The 21,004-nt window shown below is 68.4% G+C and carries 24 protein-coding genes; 12 read left to right on the top strand and 12 right to left on the bottom strand.

Translation table 11 applies throughout. The annotated features are described in order from the left end of the window. Nucleotides 1-2: 2 nt before the first annotated feature. Complete coding sequence (locus tag ED208_RS16205) at nucleotides 3-899, bottom strand: LysR family transcriptional regulator (RefSeq protein ID WP_123212974.1); 897 nt, start codon at nucleotides 897-899, stop codon at nucleotides 3-5. 107 nt (nucleotides 900-1,006) lie between these two features. Between ED208_RS16205 and ED208_RS16210 the strand changes: the two genes are divergently transcribed. Together ED208_RS16210 and ED208_RS16215 are read left to right on the top strand one after the other, a co-directional pair. Beyond that, the gene (locus ED208_RS16210) at nucleotides 1,007-2,188 is read left to right on the top strand and encodes an MFS transporter (protein WP_123212975.1); all 1,182 of its coding nucleotides are present in this window, start codon (nucleotides 1,007-1,009) and stop codon (nucleotides 2,186-2,188) included. 30 nt (nucleotides 2,189-2,218) lie between these two features. Continuing rightward, a complete protein-coding gene (locus tag ED208_RS16215) occupies nucleotides 2,219-3,250 on the top strand; it encodes an aldo/keto reductase (RefSeq protein ID WP_123212976.1) in 1,032 nt (343 codons plus the stop codon). 60 nt (nucleotides 3,251-3,310) lie between these two features. Here the strand turns inward: ED208_RS16215 and ED208_RS16220 are convergent, their stop codons facing one another. From ED208_RS16220 to ED208_RS17500, 9 genes are all read right to left on the bottom strand, one after another. Further along, entirely contained in the window at nucleotides 3,311-3,808 is a 498-nt protein-coding gene (locus ED208_RS16220; protein ID WP_123212977.1) for a methylated-DNA--[protein]-cysteine S-methyltransferase, read from the bottom strand. 68 nt (nucleotides 3,809-3,876) lie between these two features. Then, on the bottom strand, nucleotides 3,877-5,340 hold the full coding sequence (locus ED208_RS16225; RefSeq protein WP_123212978.1) for an AlkA N-terminal domain-containing protein: 1,464 nt from the start codon (nucleotides 5,338-5,340) through the stop codon (nucleotides 3,877-3,879). A gap of 129 nt (nucleotides 5,341-5,469) precedes the next feature. Next, nucleotides 5,470-5,898, bottom strand: coding sequence for a protein YgfX (locus ED208_RS16230; protein WP_148044783.1), 429 nt, complete (start codon nucleotides 5,896-5,898; stop codon nucleotides 5,470-5,472). Then, the gene (locus tag ED208_RS16235) at nucleotides 5,876-6,109 is read right to left on the bottom strand and encodes an FAD assembly factor SdhE (RefSeq protein WP_123212980.1); all 234 of its coding nucleotides are present in this window, start codon (nucleotides 6,107-6,109) and stop codon (nucleotides 5,876-5,878) included. The genes ED208_RS16230 and ED208_RS16235 overlap by 23 nt, the downstream gene beginning before the upstream one ends. A gap of 65 nt (nucleotides 6,110-6,174) precedes the next feature. Then, nucleotides 6,175-6,957, bottom strand: coding sequence for a succinate dehydrogenase iron-sulfur subunit (locus ED208_RS16240; RefSeq protein WP_123212981.1), 783 nt, complete (start codon nucleotides 6,955-6,957; stop codon nucleotides 6,175-6,177). A 22-nt stretch (nucleotides 6,958-6,979) separates the two neighbouring features. Next, nucleotides 6,980-8,812 (bottom strand): succinate dehydrogenase flavoprotein subunit, encoded by a 1,833-nt coding sequence (gene sdhA / locus ED208_RS16245; protein WP_123212982.1) that lies wholly within the window; start codon nucleotides 8,810-8,812, stop codon nucleotides 6,980-6,982. A gap of 25 nt (nucleotides 8,813-8,837) precedes the next feature. After that, on the bottom strand, nucleotides 8,838-9,215 hold the full coding sequence (gene sdhD, locus ED208_RS16250) for a succinate dehydrogenase, hydrophobic membrane anchor protein (RefSeq protein ID WP_123212983.1): 378 nt from the start codon (nucleotides 9,213-9,215) through the stop codon (nucleotides 8,838-8,840). 13 nt (nucleotides 9,216-9,228) lie between these two features. Beyond that, complete coding sequence (gene sdhC, locus ED208_RS16255) at nucleotides 9,229-9,639, bottom strand: succinate dehydrogenase, cytochrome b556 subunit (RefSeq protein WP_123212984.1); 411 nt, start codon at nucleotides 9,637-9,639, stop codon at nucleotides 9,229-9,231. 41 nt (nucleotides 9,640-9,680) lie between these two features. Continuing rightward, on the bottom strand, nucleotides 9,681-9,899 hold the full coding sequence (locus ED208_RS17500) for a DUF1674 domain-containing protein (protein ID WP_233575098.1): 219 nt from the start codon (nucleotides 9,897-9,899) through the stop codon (nucleotides 9,681-9,683). 111 nt (nucleotides 9,900-10,010) lie between these two features. Between ED208_RS17500 and ygfZ the strand changes: the two genes are divergently transcribed. From ygfZ to ED208_RS17845, 10 genes are all read left to right on the top strand, one after another. Further along, nucleotides 10,011-10,994: a CAF17-like 4Fe-4S cluster assembly/insertion protein YgfZ gene (ygfZ, locus tag ED208_RS16265; protein WP_123212985.1), complete on the top strand. Its 984-nt coding sequence runs from the start codon at nucleotides 10,011-10,013 to the stop codon at nucleotides 10,992-10,994. 146 nt (nucleotides 10,995-11,140) lie between these two features. After that, entirely contained in the window at nucleotides 11,141-12,550 is a 1,410-nt protein-coding gene (locus tag ED208_RS16270; protein ID WP_123212986.1) for an OprO/OprP family phosphate-selective porin, read from the top strand. A 28-nt stretch (nucleotides 12,551-12,578) separates the two neighbouring features. Beyond that, on the top strand, nucleotides 12,579-13,592 hold the full coding sequence (locus tag ED208_RS16275; RefSeq protein ID WP_123212987.1) for a sulfate ABC transporter substrate-binding protein: 1,014 nt from the start codon (nucleotides 12,579-12,581) through the stop codon (nucleotides 13,590-13,592). Nucleotides 13,593-13,785: 193 nt separating this feature from the next. After that, a complete protein-coding gene (locus tag ED208_RS16280) occupies nucleotides 13,786-14,007 on the top strand; it encodes a TOBE domain-containing protein (protein WP_123212988.1) in 222 nt (73 codons plus the stop codon). Nucleotides 14,008-14,027: 20 nt separating this feature from the next. Next, nucleotides 14,028-14,651 carry a class II glutamine amidotransferase gene (locus ED208_RS16285; protein ID WP_123212989.1) on the top strand — a complete coding sequence of 208 codons (624 nt, stop codon included), beginning with the start codon at nucleotides 14,028-14,030 and terminating at the stop codon, nucleotides 14,649-14,651. Between the two features lie 106 nt (nucleotides 14,652-14,757). Then, complete coding sequence (locus ED208_RS16290; RefSeq protein ID WP_123212990.1) at nucleotides 14,758-15,768, top strand: sulfate ABC transporter substrate-binding protein; 1,011 nt, start codon at nucleotides 14,758-14,760, stop codon at nucleotides 15,766-15,768. 155 nt (nucleotides 15,769-15,923) lie between these two features. Continuing rightward, the gene (gene cysT, locus ED208_RS16295) at nucleotides 15,924-16,760 is read left to right on the top strand and encodes a sulfate ABC transporter permease subunit CysT (RefSeq protein ID WP_199720650.1); all 837 of its coding nucleotides are present in this window, start codon (nucleotides 15,924-15,926) and stop codon (nucleotides 16,758-16,760) included. Further along, the gene (cysW, locus tag ED208_RS16300) at nucleotides 16,757-17,674 is read left to right on the top strand and encodes a sulfate ABC transporter permease subunit CysW (RefSeq protein ID WP_123212992.1); all 918 of its coding nucleotides are present in this window, start codon (nucleotides 16,757-16,759) and stop codon (nucleotides 17,672-17,674) included. The genes cysT and cysW overlap by 4 nt, the downstream gene beginning before the upstream one ends. A 21-nt stretch (nucleotides 17,675-17,695) precedes the next feature. Continuing rightward, the gene (locus ED208_RS16305) at nucleotides 17,696-18,820 is read left to right on the top strand and encodes a sulfate/molybdate ABC transporter ATP-binding protein (RefSeq protein WP_123212993.1); all 1,125 of its coding nucleotides are present in this window, start codon (nucleotides 17,696-17,698) and stop codon (nucleotides 18,818-18,820) included. 34 nt (nucleotides 18,821-18,854) lie between these two features. Continuing rightward, the gene (locus ED208_RS17845) at nucleotides 18,855-19,052 is read left to right on the top strand and encodes an oxidoreductase-like domain-containing protein (protein WP_123212994.1); all 198 of its coding nucleotides are present in this window, start codon (nucleotides 18,855-18,857) and stop codon (nucleotides 19,050-19,052) included. Here the strand turns inward: ED208_RS17845 and ED208_RS16315 are convergent. Both ED208_RS16315 and ED208_RS16320 read right to left on the bottom strand, forming a co-directional pair. After that, nucleotides 19,000-20,472 (bottom strand): hypothetical protein, encoded by a 1,473-nt coding sequence (locus ED208_RS16315; protein WP_123212995.1) that lies wholly within the window; start codon nucleotides 20,470-20,472, stop codon nucleotides 19,000-19,002. The two genes, ED208_RS17845 and ED208_RS16315, sit on opposite strands and share 53 nt — an antisense overlap. Next, the gene (locus ED208_RS16320; RefSeq protein WP_123212996.1) at nucleotides 20,469-20,909 is read right to left on the bottom strand and encodes a cupredoxin domain-containing protein; all 441 of its coding nucleotides are present in this window, start codon (nucleotides 20,907-20,909) and stop codon (nucleotides 20,469-20,471) included. The genes ED208_RS16315 and ED208_RS16320 overlap by 4 nt, the downstream gene beginning before the upstream one ends. Between the last annotated feature and the right edge of the window lie 95 nt (nucleotides 20,910-21,004).

Raw genomic sequence — 21,004 nt, forward strand, 5'->3', positions numbered from 1 at the left:
GCTCATTCGCTGACCGCAGCACGCTCGGCGAGAAAATCGACGAAGGCGCGCACCCGCGCCGCCAGCCGCTGGTGGCCGACATAGAGCGCGTGGATGTCCTCGCTGTCGCCGGGGGTGAATTCGCTCAGCACCGGCAGCAGCCGGCCGGCGCGCAGATCCTCGCCGACCAGAAAGTGCGCCAGCCGCGCGATGCCGGCGCCGCCCACTGCCATCAGCCGCAGCGCCTCGCCGGAATTGCCCTGGAAACGCCCCGGCACGCTGCGCTGTAGCCACTGGCCTTCGACGCGAAAGCTCCAGCCCTCGATGGCGCGGCGGAAGTTAAAGTTGAGGCAGTTGTGCCGCTCCAGCTCGTCTGGCCGTAGCGGCGTTCCGTGCCTCGCAAGGTAGGACGGCGCGGCGGCGATGACCCAGCGACTGCTGCCGAGCTTGCGGGCGCGCAGATTGGAATCGCGCAAGGGCCCGTGGCGGATCGCCACGTCGGTGCGCTCGCTGACCAGATCGACCAGGGCATCGCTCAGCGACAGATCCACGCTCACCTGCGGATAGCGGTCCATGAACTCCGGCAGGATCGGCAGCACCCGGTGCAGGCCGAACGGCAGCGAGGCACTGACCCGCAGCCGGCCGCGCGGCTCGGCCTTGTCGGCGACGAAGCTGCGCTCCAGCTCGTCGAGGTCGGCGAGGATGGCTTGCGCGCGCAGACGATAGGCCTCGCCCTCCGGCGTCAGTGCCAGCGAGCGGGTGGTCCGCTGCAACAGCCGCGTGCCCAGTCGCGCTTCCAGCCGGGCGACGCTGCGGCTGACCGCCGAAGGCGTCTGCCGCAGCGCCTTGGCGGCGGCGGCGAAGCTGCCGGTTTCCACCGACCGCAGGAACGCCTCGATTTCACCGGTGCGGTTGTCCATGCGTTCTATTCGTGCATTGAGAGCACGAGAGTTTTGAATAGCGACATTCTTATCATCAATAGCCGCGACTGGCATGGTGGCGCCCTGAATTTCACGGAGCCCCCGTCATGCCACTCGCCCTGTACGCCCTCACCGCCGGCGCCTTCGGTATCGGCGTCACCGAGTTCGTGATCATGGGCCTGCTGCTGGAAGTGAGCGCCGATCTCGGCGTCTCGATCTCCGCCGCCGGCCTGCTGATTTCCGGCTACGCCCTGGGGGTGATGGTCGGCGCGCCGCTGATGACCATCCTCACCGCCCGCTGGCCGCGCAAGACCGTGCTGCTGGTGCTGATGGCGATCTTCACGCTCGGCAATCTCGCCTGCGCGCTGGCACCCGGCTACGCCGCGTTGCTGGCGGCGCGGGTGCTGACCGCCTTCGCCCACGGCACCTTCTTCGGCGTCGGCTCGGTGGTCGCCACCGGTCTGGTGGCACCGCAGCAGCGCGCCTCGGCAATCGCGGTGATGTTCACCGGCCTGACCGTGGCAACCGTGCTCGGCGTGCCCTTCGGCACCTGGCTGGGCCAGCACTACGGTTGGCGCGCAACCTTCTGGGCGGTGAGCGCGGTGGGCGCCCTGGCGCTGGCGATCATCGCCGCCCTGGTGCCCAGCCAGGCGGCTCCGGCGGATGCCGGCGACTGGCGCGCCGAGTTGCGCGCGCTGGCGCGGCCGCCGGTGCTGCTCGGCCTGCTCACCACCGTGCTCGGCTTCGGCGGCCTGTTCACGGTGTTCACCTACATCGCGCCGCTGCTGCGCCAAGTCAGCGGGTTTTCGGAAGCTGCGGTGTCGCCGATCCTGCTGCTGTTCGGCGGTGGCCTGGTGGTCGGCAACCTGCTGGGCGGCAAGCTCGCCGACCGCCGGTTGCTGCCGACCCTGCTCGGCAGCCTGCTGCTGCTGGCGCTGGTGATGGGCCTGATGAGCTTCGCCCTGCACAGCCAGTGGCTGACCGTGCTGTTCGTCGCCCTGCTCGGCGCCGCCTCCTTCGCCACCGTGCCGCCCTTGCAGATGTGGGTGCTGGAAAAAGCCGGCGGCGCCGGCCAGAGCCTGGCCTCCAGCTTCAACATCGGCGCCTTCAACCTCGGCAATGCCCTCGGCGCCTGGCTGGGTGGCGAGGTCATCGACCAGGGCTTGGGTCTGGCCGCGCTGCCCTGGGTCGGTGCCCTGGTGCCACTGGCGGCGCTGGCCGTCGCCCTGTCGGCGCGTGCGCTCGACCAGCGCGCGTCGCCCGCCGGCCGCATCGCGGCCAGCGCCTGAATCGTTTCCCTCCAACCCAAGGACTTCGCCATGGAATACCGCTATCTCGGACGTTCGGGCTTCAAGGTTCCTGTGCTCGGCTTCGGCGCCGGCACCTTCGGCGGCCAGGGCCCCTTGTTCAGCGCCTGGGGCAATACCGACAGTGCCGGCGCGCGCCGCATCGTCGACATCTGCCTCGACGCCGGCCTGAGTCTGTTCGACAGCGCCGACGTGTACTCGGACGGCGCTTCCGAAACCATCCTCGGCGCGGCGCTGAAAGGCCGCCGCAGCCAGGCCATCATTTCGACCAAGCTGTCGCTGCGCAGTGGCGATGGGCCCAACCAGGTCGGCTCCTCGCGCCAGCATCTGCTGGCAGCGACCGAGGCCGCGCTGCGCCGGCTGGACACCGACTACATCGACATCCTGCAACTGCACGCCTTCGACGCGATGACGCCGGTCGAGCAGGTGCTCGGCACCCTGGACGACCTGGTGCGCGCCGGCAAGCTGCGTTACATCGGCGTCTCGAATTTTTCCGGCTGGCAGTTGATGAAGTCGCTGGCCGCCTCCGAGCGCCTGGGCCTGTCGCGCTACGTCGCCAACCAGACCTACTACTCGCTGATCGGCCGCGACTACGAATGGGAGCTGATGCCGCTCGGGCTCGACCAGGGTCTGGGCGCCATCGTCTGGAGCCCGCTGGGCTGGGGCCGGCTCACCGGCCGCATCCGGCGCGGCCAGCCGCTGCCCGCCGGCAGCCGCCTGCACGAGACCGCCGGCTTCGCGCCGCCGGTGGACGAGGAGCGCCTGTACCGGATCGTCGAGGCGATGGACGAAGTCGCGGAGGAAACCGGCAAGACCCTGCCGCAGATCGCCATCAACTGGTTGCTGCGCCGCCCGACCGTGGCCAACGTGCTGATCGGCGCCCGCGACGAGGCGCAGTTGCGGCAGAACCTCGGCGCACTCGGCTGGCAACTGAGCCCGGCCCAGCTGGCGCGGCTCGACGCCGCCAGCGCGGTCACCCCGCCCTATCCCTATTACCCCTACTGGAACGGCCAGTTCGCCGAGCGCTGCCCGCCGCCGGTGTAGCGGTGCTCAGGTGCCGATTGGGCGGGCGCAACGCAGCGGACTGCGGCAGGGCGTAGCGCCCTAGTCGAACAGCGTCTTGCTGCGAAACCGCGCCTCGTGCGCGAGCAGCCATTTCTTGCGCTCGATGCCGCCGCCGAACCCGGTCATGGAGCCATCAGCGCCGATCACCCGGTGGCAGGGCACGATGATCGGGATCGGGTTCCTGCCGTTGGCGAGGCCGACCGCGCGCACCGCCTTGTGGTCGCCGATCAGCCGCGCCTGCTCGCCGTAGCTGCGGGTCTCGCCGAACGGGATTTCCAGCAACGCCGCCCAGACCTTCTGCTGGAATTCGGTGCCCTTAGAGTTCATCGGCAGCTGGAAGCCCTTGCGGCGGCCCGCGAAGTATTCCTCCAACTGAGCGCACGCCGCACGCAGCGCCGAATCGGCATCGTCGCGGCGCCAGCCCTCGCGGTCGGGCGGATAGCGGTTGTCCTCGAACAACAGGCCAGTCAGGCGTCCAGCGACGGCGGACAGCGTCAGGTCCCCGACGGGGCTGTTGATGGTGGTGTAGATGGTCATGTCTCGATCTCCCTTGCGATTTCGATTACTCCCTCCCTCGCTTGCGGGGGAAGGACAAAAACCCAGCATTAGCCACCCATCGCCAGCGAACGCCAGAAATGGATCGCCGCATACGCGCGCCAGGGCCGCCAGGCCTCGGCGGCTTCGCGCAGGGCACGGGCGTTCGGCGCGGCGAGCGCCTTGAGCAGCGCGAGGTCGCCGTCCGGAAAGGCGTCCGGCCAGCCGAGCGCGCGCATCGCCACGTAGTGCGCGGTCCAGGGGCCGATGCCGGGCAGCTCCTGCATCGCCACCAATGTCGCCTCGGGGTCCGCGCCCGGCTCCAGGCGCAACTGGCCCTCGGCCATCGCCCGCGCGAGACGCTGCACGGTCTCCGCGCGCCGGCCGGTCAGGCCCAGTTCGATCAGCGCCTGCCGTGGCGCCTCGGCGACACGCTCGGCGGTCGGCGCGTGGTAGCGCAACTCGGCGAACGGGCTTTGCGCCGGCTCGCCGTAGCGGGCGGCGAAGCGGCCGAACAGGGTGGTCGCCGCCTTCACCGTCACCTGCTGGCCGAGCACCGCGCGCAGCGCCAGCTCGAAGCCGTCGAAGGCGCCGGGCACCCGCAGGCCCGGCGTGGCCGCCAGCAGCGGAGCCAGCCGCGCATCGCGTCCCAGCTGCGCGGCAATCGCCTCGGGATTGGCGTCGAGATCGAGCAGGCGGCGCAGGCGCTGCAAGACCGCGCTCAGTACCGGCAGCAGGCCGGCACTGAGCTGCACCCGCAACTGCGGGCGGGCCGCCTCGACGTCCGGCTGCACCGCCAACCAGCCGCGCCGCCCTGCCAGTTGCACCGTGCGCAGGTAGCACGGACCGACTGCCGCCTCGACCCCGGCGGCGCCGCGACCGGCCAGGAACTCCAGCAGCGCCGGCCAGGCCAGCGGCGGACGATAGGCCAGGCGCAGTTCGATGCGATCCGGCACCGGGGTCTCCGCCCGCTCCGGGCTGGCCCGGCGCAGACGGCCGGGCGCCAGGCCGTAGCGCGACTGAAACAGGTGATTGAAGCGGCGCAGGCTGCCAAAGCCGGCCGTCTGCGCGACCACCGCCATCGGTAACGCGGTATCGGTCAGCAGTTGCTTGGCGAGCAGCAGGCGCCGGGTCTGGGCGAGATCGACCGGCGAGGCGCCGGTCGCCTCCTCGACGACGCGACGCAGATGGCGCTCGCTGACCCCCAGCTCGGCGGCGAGTGCCATCAGACTCGCGGCATCGAGAGCGCCGGCCTCGATGCGCGCACAGGCCTGCCGCGCGAGCCGGTCGGGCGCGTCCATCGGCGCCAGTCCGGGCGCCAGTTCCGGCCGGCAGCGCAGACAGGGCCGATAGCCGGCGCGCTCGGCGGCGGCGGCATGCGGGAAGAAGTCGCAATTGGCGGCACGCGGCGTGCGCGCCGGGCACACCGGCCGGCAGTAGATGCCGGTGCTGCTGACGCCGACGTAAAAGCGGCCGTCGAAGCGCGCATCGCGGGCCTGCAGGGCCTGGTGGCAACTGGCGAGATCGAGTTTCATCGCCGCCAGTGTAGGCCGGGCGCCGGCTGGCACTCGCCGTTTTCGGACACGTGAGTGGGGCTGTCGTGGATTGCCTTGAATGGCAATCCACGCCACGAACGCCGCGCCGGCTTGCCCGGCGCGGAACGCTCAATCCGCCGTGCTCAGCCGCGCCCGCAGCCGCCGCAGCAGTTCCGGATCGGCCTCGTCGCCGCCGATCAGGCGCGTGCGGCGGCCACCGCCCTCCAGCCGGAACCGCAGCAGCAGCAATTGCGGATGGCGCAGGCCGCCGGGCTCCAGCTCGGCGGCCAGTGGCCGCGCGCCGGCGTCGTAGACGCTCCAGCGACCGTCGGCATGCCAGACCAGGCGCCGCAGCGCCCGCCGGCCAAAACCGAACGCCGCCTGCCTCCTGAGCGAGAACCAGCTCAGCGCCAAGGCGCCGATCAGCAGCGCCATTGCCGGGCCCGGCTGCATGGCGAAGGGAATCAGCGCCAGCGGCACCACGTGCAGCGTCGACAACCACTGCAACAGCCGCAGCGAGGGCCGCAGCGAGACATCAACGGTAGTTTCGAAACTCAAGGATGACCTCGGCGAATTCCGCAGGCGGCGCCTCGAAGCCCATCGCCCAGGCGTAGATTTCCGGCTCCTGCGGACCATCGAGCAAGGCCCGGAACGCCGCGCGCTCGGCTTCCGGCGCAACCGGGTAGCGGTGCTGGTAGTAGCGCCCGAACATCACGTCGAGCTCCTTCATGCCACGCCGCAGCAGCCATTTGATACGGGCTTCTTCCATCGCTCCTCCAAACAACAAGGGCGGCCTTGCGGGCCGCCCTTGGCAAACGTCCTGCGGGCGCGCGCTCAGACCGTGCGCTCGACCATCATCTTCTTGGTTTCGGCGATGGCCTTGGCCGGATTCAGACCCTTGGGGCAGGTCTTGGTGCAGTTCATGATGGTGTGGCAGCGGTACAGCTTGAACGGATCTTCCAGCGCGTCGAGACGCTCGCCGGTCGCTTCGTCGCGGCTGTCGATCAGCCAGCGGTAGGCCTGCAGCAGGATCGCCGGACCGAGGTAGCGGTCGCTGTTCCACCAGTAGCTCGGGCAGCTGGTCGAGCAGCAGGCGCAGAGGATGCACTCGTACAGGCCGTCGATCTTGGCGCGGTCGTCCTCGCTCTGCAGGCGCTCGCGGGTCGGCGCCGGGGTGTCGGTCTTCAGCCAGGGCTCGATGGACGCGAGCTGGGCGTAGAAGTGGGTCATGTCCGGGACCAGATCCTTGATCACCGGCATGTGCGGCAAGGGGTAGATCGCGACATCACCCGAAACCTCGTCGCAGCCCTTGATGCAGGCCAGGGTGTTGGTGCCGTCGATGTTCATCGCGCAGGAGCCGCAGATGCCTTCGCGGCAGGAGCGGCGGAAGGTCAGCGTCGGATCGACCTCGTTCTTGATCTTGATCAGCGCGTCGAGAACCATCGGGCCGCAGGCCGCCATGTCCACCTCGTAGGTGTCCACGCGCGGGTTGGCGCCGGTGTCCGGGTCGTAGCGGTAGATCTTGAAGCTGCGCGGCTTCTTGGCGCCCGGCGACTTGAAGGTCTTGCCGGCGGCCTTGTCGATGGTGGAGTTCTTGGGCAGCGTGAACTGGGCCATGGGATTGTCCTGTGTGCCTTGTTTAGTAGACGCGCTTCTGGGGCTCGACGTAGTGCATCTCGTCGTCGAGCGTGTAGGTGTGCACCGGGCGGGTGTCGAGCTTCACCTCGGTGTCGCTGGTGCGCCAGGCCAGGCTGTGCTTCATCCAGTTGACGTCGTCGCGCTCGGTGAAATCGTCCAGCGCGTGGGCGCCACGGCTTTCCTTGCGGGCGGCGCCGGAGGCGATGGTCAGCAGGGCGTTGGCGAGCAGGTTGTCGAGTTCCAGGGTCTCGACCAGATCGCTGTTCCAGATCATCGAGCGGTCCGACACCTTCACGTCGTTGAAGGCGGCGCAGGTCTTCTGCAGCTTGGCCAGGCCCTCTTCCATCGACGGGATGGTGCGGAACACCGCCGCGTGGCCCTGCATGGTCTTCTGCATTTCCAGGCGCAGGTCGGCGGTGCTGCGGCTGCCGTTGGCGTGGCGCAGCTTGTCGAGGCGGGCCAGGGCCTGCTCCTCGCTCTTGCCGCCGAGCGAGCCATTGAGCAGCTTGTGGTTCTGGCCCTTGGGCGTGATCTTCGCGGCCTGGATGGCGGCGGCGCGGCCGAACACCACCAGGTCGAGCAGCGAGTTGGAGCCCAGGCGGTTGGCGCCGTGCACCGACACGCAGGCGGCTTCGCCGACCGCCATCAGGCCGGGCACCACGGTGTCCGGGTTGCCGTTCTTGAGCGTCACCACTTCACCGGTGTACAGGGTCGGGATGCCGCCCATGTTGTAGTGCACGGTGGGGATAACCGGGATCGGCTCCTTGGTCACGTCGACGCCGGCGAAGATCTTCGCGGACTCGGAGATGCCCGGCAGCTTGGCGTGCAGCATCTCCGGCGGCAGGTGTTCGAGGTGCAGGTGGATGTGGTCGGCTTCAGCGCCGATGCCGCGACCCTCGCGGATTTCCATGGTCATCGAGCGCGACACCACGTCACGCGAGGCGAGATCCTTGCGGTTGGGCGCGTAGCGCTCCATGAAGCGCTCGCCCTTGGAGTTGGTGAGGTAACCGCCCTCGCCGCGCGCGCCTTCGGTGATCAGGCAGCCCGAGCCGTAGATGCCGGTGGGGTGGAACTGCACGAACTCCATGTCCTGCAGCGGCAGGCCGGCGCGCGCGACCATGGCATTGCCGTCACCGGTGCAGGTGTGCGCCGAGGTGGCGGAGAAGTAGGCACGGCCGTAGCCGCCGGTGGCCAGAATCACCTGATGCGCGCGGAAGCGGTGCAACTGTCCGGTGCTCATGTCCCAGGCCAGCACGCCCTTGCAGGAGCCGTCCTCGTCCATGATGAGATCAATGGCGAAGTACTCGATGTAGAACTGCGCTTTGCACTTGAGCGACTGCTGGTACAGCGTGTGCAGGATGGCGTGGCCGGTGCGGTCGGCGGCGGCGCAGGTGCGCTGCGCGGTGCCCTTGCCCCAGTGGGTGGTCATGCCGCCGAAGGGGCGCTGGTAGATCTTGCCTTCCGGGGTGCGCGAGAACGGCACGCCGTAGTGCTCCAGCTCGATGATCGCGGGGATCGCCTCGCGGCACATGTACTGGATGGCGTCCTGGTCGCCGAGCCAGTCGGAGCCCTTGACGGTGTCGTACATGTGCCACTGCCAGGAGTCGTCGCCCATGTTGCCGAGCGCGGCGGAGATGCCGCCCTGCGCCGCGACGGTGTGCGAACGGGTCGGAAAGACCTTGGTGATGTTGGCGGTCTTCAGACCAGCTTCGGCGAGGCCGAGCGTGGCGCGCAGGCCGGCGCCGCCGGCGCCAACCACCACCACGTCGTACTCGTGGTGGACGATGTCATAGGCCGGACCAGTCTTGGTCGGGGTGGAGGAAGCGTCTGCCATGGGAGTTCTCGGATTCTGGTAAGGATCAGGCCAGCGCGATCTTCAGCACCGCGAAGATGCCAGTGACCGCAGCGACGGCATGCGCGAACTTGGACAGCAGCAGCGCGACAATCTTGGTGCCGTCAGCGGCGATGTAGTCCTCGATCACCACCTGCACGCCGAGCAGCGAGTGATAGAGCGCGCAGGCGATGAACAGCACCAGGGCCACGGCCACCGAGGGCGCGTGCACCCACCAGCGCACGGCCTCGTAGCTGCCGGAAGGAAGCTGCGCGATCGAATAGACAAACCACAGCACCAGCGGAATCAGCGCGACGGCGGTGACGCGCTGCACCCAGAAGTGATGGGTGCCTTCCTTGGCGGAGCCGAGGCCACGGGCACGACCGAGAGGGGAACGGTAGGACATGATCGGGCTCCGCTTACACCAGGGTGAGGACGAATACGCCGGCGGTGAGGCCCAGCGAGGCGAAGATCACGGCGTAGCCGGTCTTCTCGGCGGTGGGCATGTCCAGGCCCTTGCCCAGATCCCACATCAGGTGACGGATGCCGTTGCAGAAGTGGTACAGCAGCGACCAGGTGAAGGCGAAGATCACCAGCTTGCCGTACCAGGCGGCGAGATGCGGGGCGATCAGCGCGTAGCAGTCGGGGCCGGCGGCGAGGCAGCTCAGCCAGACCACCAGCAGGATCGCGCCCAGGCTCAGACCCAGCCCGGTGATACGGTGGGTGATCGAGAGCATCGAGGTCATCTGCGGCTTGTAGTACGGCCCGATCATGAACGGCGATAGCGGCCGTTGCGGGGCTGACTTGCTCGTTGTTGCTGGAGTGCTCATGGGCTCTCTTGCTCTGGAAGAATTGTCAGGAGGAGGTGCGGCTAGAAATCAATGCAGCGGCCGTTCTTTTCCCAATCGCCATAACGGGTCGGATCGGGACCGTCACGGCGGCCACCCAATTCGAGGATGCGGTCGTGCGCCGAGGGAGCGACGGGCTCCGGCTCCGCTTGTTCACTTGCCAGCAATTCATCGAGGCGGATGACCTCATCGCCTTTACGTGCAACTTGCGGCGGCTGGATGCGAACGGGGCTGGCGGACACGTCTGGGTTGCTGCGGGCAGAGTCGGCGGGCTGAACAAGCGCCATAGTGTGACAAAATCAGCGCCCTGCACGCAATGAAGCGCCGCCCGCAGGCGCTACGACTTTGGCCTGATGACCACTCTGCCCCAGCCCGAGCCGACCTTCGATCCCGACGCGCTGCTGGCGTCTTTGCCGGGCTTCGCCTGCGGTGAGCTGCCCGACTGGGGGCTGATCCGCGCCGAAGGACCGGAGGCCATGGCCTTCCTGCAGGCGCAACTCAGCAACGATCTGAACGCCGTCAGCCGCCAGCAGGCGCAGCTTTCTGGCTATTGCAGCGCCAAGGGGCGTCTGCTGACGGTGCTGACCGTGTCGCGCCTCGACCGCGAGGGCAGCTACGGCCTGGAGCTGCCGACCGAACTGCTGGCCGCCAGCCTCAAGCGGCTGCGCATGTATCTGCTGCGCAGCAAGCTGAGCCTGGACGACGTCAGCGCCAGCCTGCCGGCGTTGGCATTGGCCGGTCGCGAAGCCAGCGCGCGCCTGCAGCAACTCGGTCTGCCGGTGCCGGAGGGTGCACTGGCCTGCGCCTGGGACGGGGATCTGCAGATCAGCCGTCGCCCGGGCGACTGGCCACGGTTTCTGCTGCGCGCGCCGCCGGAGCGCCTGCACGCACTGCGCAAGCGTCTCGATACCGCCACACCGCTCGACCACCGGCACTGGCACCTCGCCGAGCTGCTGGCCGGGATCCCGGTGGTGCGCAGCGAAACCGTCGAGCACTTCGTGCCGCAGACCGTGGATCTCGACCTGGCCGGCGGCATCAGCTTCAGCAAGGGCTGCTATCCGGGGCAGGAGATCGTCGCCCGCGTGCACTACCTGGGCCGCCTCAAGCAGCGCCTGCACCTCGGCTTCTGCGACGCCCCGGCAGCGCCAGGCAGCGCGATCTACGCCGACGGCGAGAGCGGCCAGGCGGTCGGCGAAGTCATGGACAGCGCGCCGCTGCCCGACGGTCGGCAGGCGCTGGCACTGAGCCTCAACCTCAGCCACGGCGACCACCCGCGCCTGCATCTCGGCCGCGCCGACGGCCCCCGGCTAAGCGGGCTCCGCCCCAGCCACCGCTGATCGCCCGAGCGGGCAACGACCTCCGGCGAGCGGGCTTTTATATTCCATTTTAAAAATATCATCCGATCTACATAGTCTTTTACAGACACATCGCGCCTGTTCATTCTGCCTCCCACTTCAACACCCCAAAACGAGGAGCCGCGCCGATGTCCCGTCTTTCCCTACCCGCCCGCAGCCTGATCAGCCTGCTGGCCTTTTCCACCTTCGCCGTCAGCAGCCAGGCGCTCGCCGCGGAAGCGGAACAGGTCGAAACACTGCGCGTGCAGGAGCTGGAGCAGCGCCTGCTGGTGCTGGAGCGCAAGCTGGAAATCCAGAACGAGGAAGCCGCCGCCAAGGCCAAGGACGCGCCGGTGGTCACCGCCGGTGAGAAGGGCTTCTCGCTGAAGAACGCCAAGGGCGACTACGAGATCAAGTTCAGCGGCCTCGCCCAGATCGACGGTCGCTACTTCATCGGCGACGACAGCGCCTTCCGCGACGGCTTCCAGGCCCGCCGCCTGCGTCCGACCATCCAGGGCAACCTGGGCAAGCTGGTGGCCTTCCGCTTCACCCCGGAATTCGCCGGCTCCGGCTTTGGCGAGGCCAGCGGCAACAGCATCGTTGACGCCTACTTCGACCTGAAGTTCTCGCCCGCCGCCTCGCTGCGCGTCGGCAAGCAGAAGGGCCCGATCGGCCTGGAGCGCCTGCAGTCCGGCGGCAGCATCGAGCTGATCGAGCGTGGCTTCCCCACCGAGCTGGTGCCCAACCGTGACCTCGGCGTGGCACTGTTCGGCGAACTGGCGCAGGGCACCGTCAGCTACACCGTCGGCGTGTTCAACGGCACCGCCGATGGCCGCGACGTGGCCGCCGCCGACGACGGCCTGAAGGAGTACGAGGGCCGGCTGTTCGTCGAGCCGTTCAAGAACGACTACGGCTTCTTCAAGGGCCTGGGCTTCGGCATCGCCGGCAGCACCGGCGTCAAGGACGGCACCGGCGCCAACCTGCTGCCGCGCTACCGCACCCCGGGTCAGAACGTGTTCTTCAACTACGGCGAAACCGCCGGCGCCACCGGCTACTTCGCCACCGGCAGCCACAACCGCTACGCGCCGCAGGCCTACTTCTACCGCAACAGCCTCGGCCTGCTGGCCGAGTACGTGGCCTCCGAGCAGACCATCGCCCGCACCAATGGCGGCGCCGAGCAGTCGCTCAGCAACACCGCCTACTCGGTTACCGCCAGCTATGTGCTGACCGGCGAGGACGCCAGCTTCAAGGGCGTGAAGCCGAGCAAGCCCTACGCCATCGGCGGCGACGGTTTCGGCGCGGTGGAGCTGGTCGCCCGCGTCGGCAACCTGAGCATCGACGACGACGCCTTCGTCGGCACCGCCGCGACCCGTCTGGCCAACCCGGATGTCTCCGCGAAGAAGGCCGACAGCTACGGCCTTGGCGTCAACTGGTATCTCACGCAGAACGCCAAGCTGAGCGCCGACTACAACGAGACCCGCTTCGAGGGCGGCGCCGCCGCCGGAGCCGACCGCAATACCGAGAAGGCGCTGTTTACCCGCCTGACCATCCAGTACTAAGCCGCCCGACGACCGAGTAGCCATAGCCATGAACCGTTTCCGCACCACCCTCACCGCCGTCGCCACCGCGACGGCCCTGCTGGCCTCCGCCGCCGCTTCCGCCAAGGAGCTGCTGAACGTCAGCTACGACCCCACCCGCGAGTTCTACAAGGAGTTCAACAGCGCCTTCAGCGCCGACTGGAAGGCCAAGACCGGCGAGAGCCTGGACATCAAGGCCAGCCACGGCGGCTCCGGCAAGCAGGCGCGCGCGGTGATCGACGGCCTGGAGGCCGATGTCGTCACCCTCGCGCTCGCCTACGACATCGACAGCATCGCCGAGAAGGGCTCGCTGCTGCCGAAGGACTGGCAGAAGCGCCTGCCCGACAACAGCACGCCCTACACCTCCACCATCGTGTTCCTGGTGCGCAAGGGCAATCCCAAGGGCATCAAGGACTGGGGCGATCTGGTCAAGCCGGGCGTCAAGGTCATCACCCCCAACCCGAAGACCTCGGGTGGCGCGCGCTGGAACTACCTCGCGGCCTGGGGCTGGGCGCTGAAGCAGCCGGGCGGCAGCGAGGCGACGGCCAAGGACTTCGTCACCAAGCTGTTCAAGAACGTACCCGTGCTCGACACCGGCGCGCGCGGCTCGACCACCACCTTCGTCCAGCGCGGCATCGGTGACGTGCTGCTGGCCTGGGAGAACGAGGCCTTCCTGTCGATCAACGAACTGGGGCCGGACAAGTTCGACATCGTCGCGCCCAGCCTGTCGATCCTGGCCGAGCCGCCGGTGACCGTGGTGGACAAGAACGTCAGCAAGCACGGCACCCGCAAGGAAGCCGAGGCCTATCTCAACTTCCTGTACTCGCCGACCGGCCAGAAGCTCGCTGCCAAGCACTACTACCGCCCGCGCAAGCCCGAACTCGCCGACCCCGCCGACGTGGCGCGCTTCTCCAAGCTGCCGCTGTTCACCCTCGACAGCGTGTTCGGCAGCTGGGCCAAGGCGCAGAGCACGCACTTCTCTGACGGTGGCGTGTTCGACCAGATCACCGGCGCCGCCAAATAGCCAACTTGCCCTCCGCCTGGGCCGTCCCTGGCGCCACCCGGTCGCAGGAAACCCACCCCGGCCCAGCCATCCATGGCTGGGCGTTCGGCGGAGCCAAGCAGTGCTTGGCTCTGCACCTCACCCTCCACCCCGCTTTCTTGGGGGTTGCACTTGCAGGGGGGCGGAAACGCCCCCTCTTTTTTAGGACCGAACGATGAGCCTCACCCGGGTCAACACCCGTAACCAGTTCAAAGGCACCGTCATCAGCATCCTGCGTGGCGACGTGATGAGCGAAGTGGAGATCGAAACCAGCGCCGGTGTCATCGGCGCGGTGATCACCACCAGCTCGGTCAAGCGCCTGGGACTGCAAGTGGGCGATTCGGCACTGGCGCTGTTCAAGGCCGCCGACGTGCTGGTGGCCAAGCTCGACGAATAGGCGCCACCGGAGAGCCGCCCATGTGCGTGATCGTCCACAAGCCGCGCGATGCCCGCATCCCGGCCGACCTGCTGGAAGCCTCGCTGCGCCTCAACGCCGACGGCTGGGGCCTGATGGGCTTCGATGCCGACGGCGAGCTGGTGGTCGAGCGCCATGCCGAGACCGACGCCGATGCCATCCGGGCGGCGCTCGAGGCCCACCCCGAGGGCGAGCTGGTGCTGCATCTGCGCCAGCGCACCCGGGGCAGCAACGAGAAGGTCAACGCCCACCCGTTCAAGATCGCCGACGGCCTGTACCTGATGCACAACGGCACCCTGCCGCTGGGCGGACGGGTGCCGGGCCGCTCGGATACCTGGCATCTGGTCAACGACCTGCTGCGGCCGCTGCACGGACGCTATCCCGGCCTGCTCGCCGACGAGGTTTTCCTGCAACTGCTGGAGCTGGGCCTGAAACCGGAGAACAAGGTGGTGCTGCTGGACGCCAAGAACAGCGGGCTGGCGATCCTCAATCGCGCCCACGGAGCCGAGTTTGAAGGGCTATGGCTGTCCAATACCCGCTGGATCGACCGTAGCCGGCTGCCGCTGGCCGACCCTCCGCAGCCGCAGCAGCGCAGCTATCCGGCAGACCGGCTCAACTTCGGCTGAACCCAAGCGCAGCGGCATCCCGACACCAACCCGCCTCCCACCCCACCCAATCCGCCGGCCGCCGCACGATGCCCGCCCGCCGGACTCCAGCCCTTCGGACCCTTCCATGCGCACTCTCAAAACCCTGCTGAAACCGCTACTGATCGTCACCGCCGGCCTGGGCTTCGGCCAGGCTCTGGCGGCCGAGCCCCTGCTCAATGTCTCCTACGACGTCGCCCGTGGCGTCTACAAGGACTTCAATCCGGCCTTCGCCGCCGACTGGAAGGCCAAGACCGGCCAGGAGATCAAGATCGAGCAGTCGCACGGCGGCTCCTCCAAGCAGGCACGCGCGGTGATCGACGGCCTGCAGGCCGACGTGGTGACCATGAACAACCCGCTCGACATCGACGCCATCGCCGAGCGCGCCGGCCTGCTGCCCAAGGACTGGCAGAAGAAGCTGCCCAACAACTCGGCGCCGTCCTGGAGCGCGATCCTGTTCGTGGTGCGCAAGGGCAACCCCAAGGGCATCAAGGACTGGAACGACCTGGTGAAGCCGGGCGTCAAGCTGGTCATCCCCAACCCCAAGACCTCCGGCAATGGCCGCTACAGCTATCTGGCCGCCTGGGAATACGCCAAGCGCCAGCCGGGCGGCAGCGAGGCCAGCGCCAAGGACTTCGTCAGCCGTCTGTTCGCCAACGTGCCGGTGCTCGACACCGGCGGCCGTGGCGCCACCACCACCTTCGCGCAGCGTGACATCGGCGACGTGCTGCTCACCTTCGAGAACGAGGTGCGGCTGATCAAGGAGGAACTCGGCCCGGAGAAATTCGACGTAGTGATCCCCTCGCTGACCGTGCGCGCCGACAACCCGGTCGCGGTGGTCGAGAAGTACGCCGCGCGCAAGGGCAACGCCGCGCTCGCCCGGGCCTACCTGGAATACCACTACAGCGACGCCGGCCAGGAGATCTTCGCCAAGAACGACCTGCGCCCCAGCAACGAGGCGGTCCTGAAGAAGTACGCCGCCAACCTGCCGCCGCTGAACCTGTTCAGCGTCGAACAGTCGTACGGCTCCTGGGCCGCCGCGCAGAAGATCCATTTCGCCGACGGCGCGCTGTTCGACCAGATCATCAGCGCCCGCTGAGCCGAAGCTCCGTCGCACCGGCGGATGCCGTCCGGCCTCGACGGGCAAGAAGCGCATATCGTTAGAACTTCCTTTCGCCAGGCGAGGCCGGCACTTGCCGGCCCGCACCATATGCCGAAAATGCCCGGCGACTCACTTTCCTTAGTTACATTCCCTTGAACCCCTTCAAGCCCAAGCAACGCCGAGCCATCCCGGGCTTCGGCCTCACCCTCGGCATCACCCTCAGCTATCTGTCGCTGATCGTGCTGATTCCGCTGGCCGGCGTTTACTTCAAGGCCGCCGGACTGGGCTGGGACGGCCTGCTGCACACCCTCGGCTCGGCGCGGGTGCTGGCCTCGCTGAAGCTGACCTTCGGCTCGGCGCTGATCGCCGCCCTGTTCAACGCCTTCTTCGGACTGCTGGTGGCCTGGGTGTTCGTGCGCTACCAGTTTCCCGGCAAGCGCCTGTTCGATGCCTTCATCGACCTGCCCTTCGCCCTGCCCACGGCGGTGGCCGGCATTGCCCTCACCGCGCTCTACGCCGGCAATGGCTGGCTCGGCCAGTATCTGGAGCCGCTCGGCATCCAGGTCGCCTACCACCCGCTGGGCGTGGTGGTGGCGATGACCTTCATCAGCCTGCCCTTCGTGGTGCGTACCGTCGAACCGGTGCTGGCCGAAGCCGAGAAGGAGCTGGAAGAAGCCGCCGCCACCCTCGGCGCCGGCCGCTGGATCACGGTGACGCGGGTGATCCTGCCCAGCGTCTGGCCGGCGCTGCTCACCGGCTTCGCGCTCGCCTTCGCCCGTGCGGTCGGCGAGTACGGCTCGATCATCTTCATTGCCGGCAACATCCCGATGGTGTCGGAAATCACCCCGCTGCTGATCATCATCAAGCTGGAGGAGTTCGACTACGCCGGCGCCACCGCCATCGCGGCGGCGATGCTGACGCTGTCCTTCCTGCTGCTGCTGCTGATCAACCTGTTCCAGGCCTGGACCCGCCGGAGCCGCAACCGATGAGCCAACCCCGCGACCACTCGCTGCAGGACCCGCCAGCGCTCCCCCCGGAGTTCGGCACCGGACCACTGGTGCGCAAGAACTCGGCGATCACCGAGCCGGCCTGGGTGCGCTGGCTGCTGATCGGCAGCGCGCTCGGCTTCCTGTCGCTGTTCCTGCTGCTGCCGCTGGCCTCGGTGTTCACCGAGGCCCTGCGTGACGGCTGGGGTACCTATGTCTCGGCGCTGCGCGAGCCGGACGCCTATTCGGCCGTCAAGCTCACCCTGCTCGCCGCCGCCATCGCCGTGCCTCTCAACCTCGTGTTCGGCGTCGCCGCCGCCTGGTGCATCGCCAAGTTCGAGTTTCGCGGCAAGCAGTTGCTGATCTCGCTGATCGACCTGCCGTTCTCGGTGTCGCCGGTGGTGGCGGGCCTGGTCTACGTGCTGATCTTCGGCGCCCACGGCTGGGCCGGCGGCTGGCTGGCGGAGCACGACATCAAGATCATCTTCGCAGTGCCGGGCATCGCGCTGGCGACCATCTTCGTCACCTTCCCGTTCATCGCCCGCGAACTGATTCCGCTGATGCAGGAGCAGGGCACCGACGACGAGCAGGCGGCGCTGACCCTGGGTGCCGGCGGCTTTCGCACCTTCTGGCGCGTCACCCTGCCCAATATCAAGTGGGGTCTGCTCTACGGCGTGCTGCTGTGCAACGCCCGCGCCTTCGGCGAGTTCGGCGCGGTCAGCGTGGTGTCCGGTCACATCCGTGGCCAGACCAACACCCTGCCGCTGCACATCGAGATTCTCTACAACGAGTACGCCTTCGCCGCCGCCTTCGCCGTGGCCTCGCTGCTCGCCGCCCTGGCGCTGGTGACGCTGGCGCTCAAGACCTTCCTCGAATGGCGCTACGCCGACCAGCTCGCCGCCGCCCGTCGCCACTGATTCCACCTGTCCGCCATCGCCATGGAAATTTCCATCCGTAACGTCCGCAAGACCTTCGCCGCCTTCCCGGCGCTGGCCGGCGTCGATCTCGACATCGCCAGCGGCGAGCTGATCGCCCTGCTTGGCCCCTCGGGCTCGGGCAAGACCACCCTGCTGCGCGCGCTCGCCGGCCTGGAGCCGATCGACGCCGGCCAGATCAAGTTCGGCGCCAACGACGCCACCCATCTGTCGGTACAGGAACGCCGTGTCGGTTTCGTGTTTCAGCACTACGCGCTGTTCAAGCACATGACCGTTGAGGACAACATCGGCTTCGGACTGTCGGTGCGCAAAGGCCCTGACAAGCCGGACAAGGCGGCGATCCGCCAGCGCGCCCAGGAGCTGCTCGAACTGGTGCAGCTCTCCGGCCTCGGCAAGCGCTATCCGGCCCAGCTTTCCGGCGGCCAGAAGCAGCGCGTGGCGCTGGCGCGCGCGCTTGCCATCGAGCCGCGCGTGCTGCTGCTCGACGAACCCTTCGGCGCCCTCGACGCCAAGGTGCGCAAGGACCTGCGCCGCTGGCTGCGCGAACTGCACGACAAGACCGGCGTGACCACCGTGTTCGTCACCCACGACCAGGAAGAGGCGCTGGAACTGGCCGACCGGGTGGTGGTGATGAACCGTGGCCGCATCGAGCAGGTCGGCACCACCGCCGAGGTCTACGAGCAGCCGGCGACGCCCTTCGTGTTCGACTTCCTCGGCAGCGTCAACCGCTTCCGTGGCGAGGTGCAAGGCGGCAAGCTCAAGATCAACGGCCTGAGCCTCAACACCGACAGCCCGCTGTCCGGTGCGGTGGAGATCTACGTGCGCCCCCACGACCTGCGCATCGTCGAGGACAGCAGCCCCGGCCTCGACGCCCGCGTCCTGTCGGTACAGCGCACCGGACCCTTCGTCCGCGCCGGCGCCAAGCTGGCGCACGACGGCACGCGTGTCGACATCGAGCTTTCGCACCTGGACCCGCTCACCGCCGCCCTGGTGCCGGGCGCGCAGCTGCGACTGCTGCCGGCCATCTACGGTCTGTTCCCACCCGAGGGAGGCGCACCGCTGAAGACCCTGCCGGACGTGGTGGCCAACGCGGTGCCGGAACAGCGCGGCGACCGCGCCCGCGCCTGAGCGCAACCGCAACCGCAGGCGATAAACTGCGCGGGTGACATTGCCCGCGCTGCCCCCCAGACCCCAACCGCCGCAGGACTACGACTGCTGCGGTGGCGGCTGTGCCGACTGCGAGCTACGCCTCTACGGCCGCGCGCTGAGCGAATGGAAGAAGCTGGCCGCCGCGCACGAGGCGGCCGTCAGCGGCCACTCTGGATCGGCTGCGCCAGAATCCACAGCCCCGCCGCCGTGAACAGCACCATCAGCAGCAGCATCGGCAACTGACTCAGCGTGGCCTGGCGCCGGCCGGGGAAGCAGCGCAGCGCTTCCAGATGCGCGATCACCACGCTGACGATGTGGCCGAACACGATCAGGCCCACCTGGGTATGCCAGACCCGGCCCATGTCGGGGATCACCGCCGAGCGTAACCAGCCGGCGGTGCCGAACAGGTTCCAGCGCCAGCCGAAGGGATCGGACAGCATCGGCACGATCTTCACGCCCTGGATCATCAGCAGCGTGTAGTAGTGCGTGAGGTGATAGACCAGGGCGATGGGCAGCAGCGAATAGGCAAAGCGCAGCGCCAGTTCACGCAGTGGCAGCTGGCTGCCGGCGAGCGCCCGCGACAGCCATAGGCAGCCCAGATACAGCGCCAGGTAGAGGAACGGCGAGAGCAGCAGGGCCAGGGTCTGCCAGACCCGGTAAAGCTCGCTCAAGCGCGGGTAGGCCAGCGCCGGCTCGGCGCCCACCCAGGGTTTCAGCAGCGCGTAGACATCGGTCCAGAACAGCCGCACCCAGGGCACGGTCTCGCGCAGGCCGTCGAACGCCGTCGACGACAGCATGAACAGGATGAAGACCAGCAGGCTGCCGTGCTCGGCACGCGACTGCAGCAGCCCGGAAAACGGCCAGCGCAGATAGACCCGGGTGCAACCGTCCTGCCGCCGGATGTCGAGCGGCGCCATCAGCGCGATCAGCCGCAGGAACACCGCAAACAGCTCGCCGTAACGGAACCAGGCCCGCAGGCCCCAGAGCCAGACTCCCAGCAGATTGATCGCGCCGTAGGCGAGCAGCGCCCGGGCCAGCGAGGGCGGTTTGCTATGGCCGAACAGCTCCAGCCAGATAAAGCCCATGTACAGCGCCAGCGCCGGCCAGTAGCCATAGCGCTCCGGCTGCCGCAGCCGGCCGCGCGCGTAGTCCGGCCACAGCCGCGCCAGGCCCTGGGCCAGGGTCTGCCAGGGATTGATCCGGGCATAGAGATCGCCCAGCAGCGCGCTCAGGTAGGCGAAGCCCAGCACGAAGCAGACCCAGAACAGGGTCATGTTGATGTTGGTGTAGGGGTTGCGGCTGCCGACCAGCCCGGCGACCACGCAGAGCAGCAGCGCGGCCAGGCTCGCGGCGCGCAGCAGCCCCGGCAGCCGCCAACGACGCAGCGCGCGCAGCAGGGCGGAGTCGGTCAGCTCGCGTGTCGCCCCGCCGCTGCCAGTCGCCCCGCCGCTGCCAGTCGCGCCGGTCCTGAGGAAGTAGCCGGCGACCAGGAACGACAGCAGCAGCGCCGCCGCCGCCCCGTAGGCGTACAGCCAGAACGGGACCGGCAGGTTGTACTGGCGGCCAAAGGAGTGGGCGCTGGCCAGCGCCGGCGACAGCAGCGCAAGCGCCAGCGCCAGCCGCCGGCTCACTGCGGCTGGACTTCCAGGGCGCCGAGGTCGATGTGGCCGGCCTTGCTGTGCAGCTCCATCTCGAAGCGCCCGGCGTGGTCGGCGCGGAAGCTCAGCAGCGCCGGCATGCCGGCCTGCACCTTGGCTTCCAGATCGTAGCCGTGCAGGTGCAGTTCGCCGGCGCGGTCGCTGCGCAGCTGCAATTCCACCTGCGCACCCTGCGACAGCCGGAAGCTCTGTGGCTCGCCGAGCAGGCGGCCTTCGGCGATCTGCAGCTCCAGTCGTTGCACCGCCGGCGCCGGTGCAGGCGCGGGCGCGGGGGCCGGGTCGACGGCGGCCGACGGTGCGACCGCACTGGCCGCAACTGCCGGGGTCGGGGTCGGGGTCGGCTTGAACAGCCAGAACAAGCCGACCAGCAACAGCAGGCCGATGGCGAGGGTGATCAGGGTATTGCGCATGGGGTCTTGCGGGTTCGCGGGCGGGTTATGCGAAGGCGTTTTTACCATAGGTGCGAACCTGCATATGTCACTAGCATGACGGCCCTAAAAGAACA

The sequence above is a fragment of the Stagnimonas aquatica genome (genome assembly GCF_003730135.1).
GTDB lineage: Bacteria > Pseudomonadota > Gammaproteobacteria > Nevskiales > Nevskiaceae > Stagnimonas > Stagnimonas aquatica.

What these genes read in the sequence shown, in the direction of transcription:
- ED208_RS16205 (WP_123212974.1), bottom strand. Translation starts at nt 899, where the DNA reads ATGGACAACCGCACCGGTGAAATCGAGGCGTTCCTGCGGTCGGTGGAA.
- ED208_RS16210 (WP_123212975.1), top strand. Translation starts at nt 1,007, where the DNA reads ATGCCACTCGCCCTGTACGCCCTCACCGCCGGCGCCTTCGGTATCGGC.
- ED208_RS16215 (WP_123212976.1), top strand. Translation starts at nt 2,219, where the DNA reads ATGGAATACCGCTATCTCGGACGTTCGGGCTTCAAGGTTCCTGTGCTC.
- ED208_RS16220 (WP_123212977.1), bottom strand. Translation starts at nt 3,808, where the DNA reads ATGACCATCTACACCACCATCAACAGCCCCGTCGGGGACCTGACGCTG.
- ED208_RS16225 (WP_123212978.1), bottom strand. Translation starts at nt 5,340, where the DNA reads ATGAAACTCGATCTCGCCAGTTGCCACCAGGCCCTGCAGGCCCGCGAT.
- ED208_RS16235 (WP_123212980.1), bottom strand. Translation starts at nt 6,109, where the DNA reads ATGGAAGAAGCCCGTATCAAATGGCTGCTGCGGCGTGGCATGAAGGAG.
- ED208_RS16240 (WP_123212981.1), bottom strand. Translation starts at nt 6,957, where the DNA reads ATGGCCCAGTTCACGCTGCCCAAGAACTCCACCATCGACAAGGCCGCC.
- sdhA (WP_123212982.1), bottom strand. Translation starts at nt 8,812, where the DNA reads ATGGCAGACGCTTCCTCCACCCCGACCAAGACTGGTCCGGCCTATGAC.
- sdhD (WP_123212983.1), bottom strand. Translation starts at nt 9,215, where the DNA reads ATGTCCTACCGTTCCCCTCTCGGTCGTGCCCGTGGCCTCGGCTCCGCC.
- sdhC (WP_123212984.1), bottom strand. Translation starts at nt 9,639, where the DNA reads ATGAGCACTCCAGCAACAACGAGCAAGTCAGCCCCGCAACGGCCGCTA.
- ygfZ (WP_123212985.1), top strand. Translation starts at nt 10,011, where the DNA reads ATGACCACTCTGCCCCAGCCCGAGCCGACCTTCGATCCCGACGCGCTG.
- ED208_RS16270 (WP_123212986.1), top strand. Translation starts at nt 11,141, where the DNA reads ATGTCCCGTCTTTCCCTACCCGCCCGCAGCCTGATCAGCCTGCTGGCC.
- ED208_RS16275 (WP_123212987.1), top strand. Translation starts at nt 12,579, where the DNA reads ATGAACCGTTTCCGCACCACCCTCACCGCCGTCGCCACCGCGACGGCC.
- ED208_RS16280 (WP_123212988.1), top strand. Translation starts at nt 13,786, where the DNA reads ATGAGCCTCACCCGGGTCAACACCCGTAACCAGTTCAAAGGCACCGTC.
- ED208_RS16285 (WP_123212989.1), top strand. Translation starts at nt 14,028, where the DNA reads ATGTGCGTGATCGTCCACAAGCCGCGCGATGCCCGCATCCCGGCCGAC.
- ED208_RS16290 (WP_123212990.1), top strand. Translation starts at nt 14,758, where the DNA reads ATGCGCACTCTCAAAACCCTGCTGAAACCGCTACTGATCGTCACCGCC.
- cysW (WP_123212992.1), top strand. Translation starts at nt 16,757, where the DNA reads ATGAGCCAACCCCGCGACCACTCGCTGCAGGACCCGCCAGCGCTCCCC.
- ED208_RS16305 (WP_123212993.1), top strand. Translation starts at nt 17,696, where the DNA reads ATGGAAATTTCCATCCGTAACGTCCGCAAGACCTTCGCCGCCTTCCCG.
- ED208_RS16320 (WP_123212996.1), bottom strand. Translation starts at nt 20,909, where the DNA reads ATGCGCAATACCCTGATCACCCTCGCCATCGGCCTGCTGTTGCTGGTC.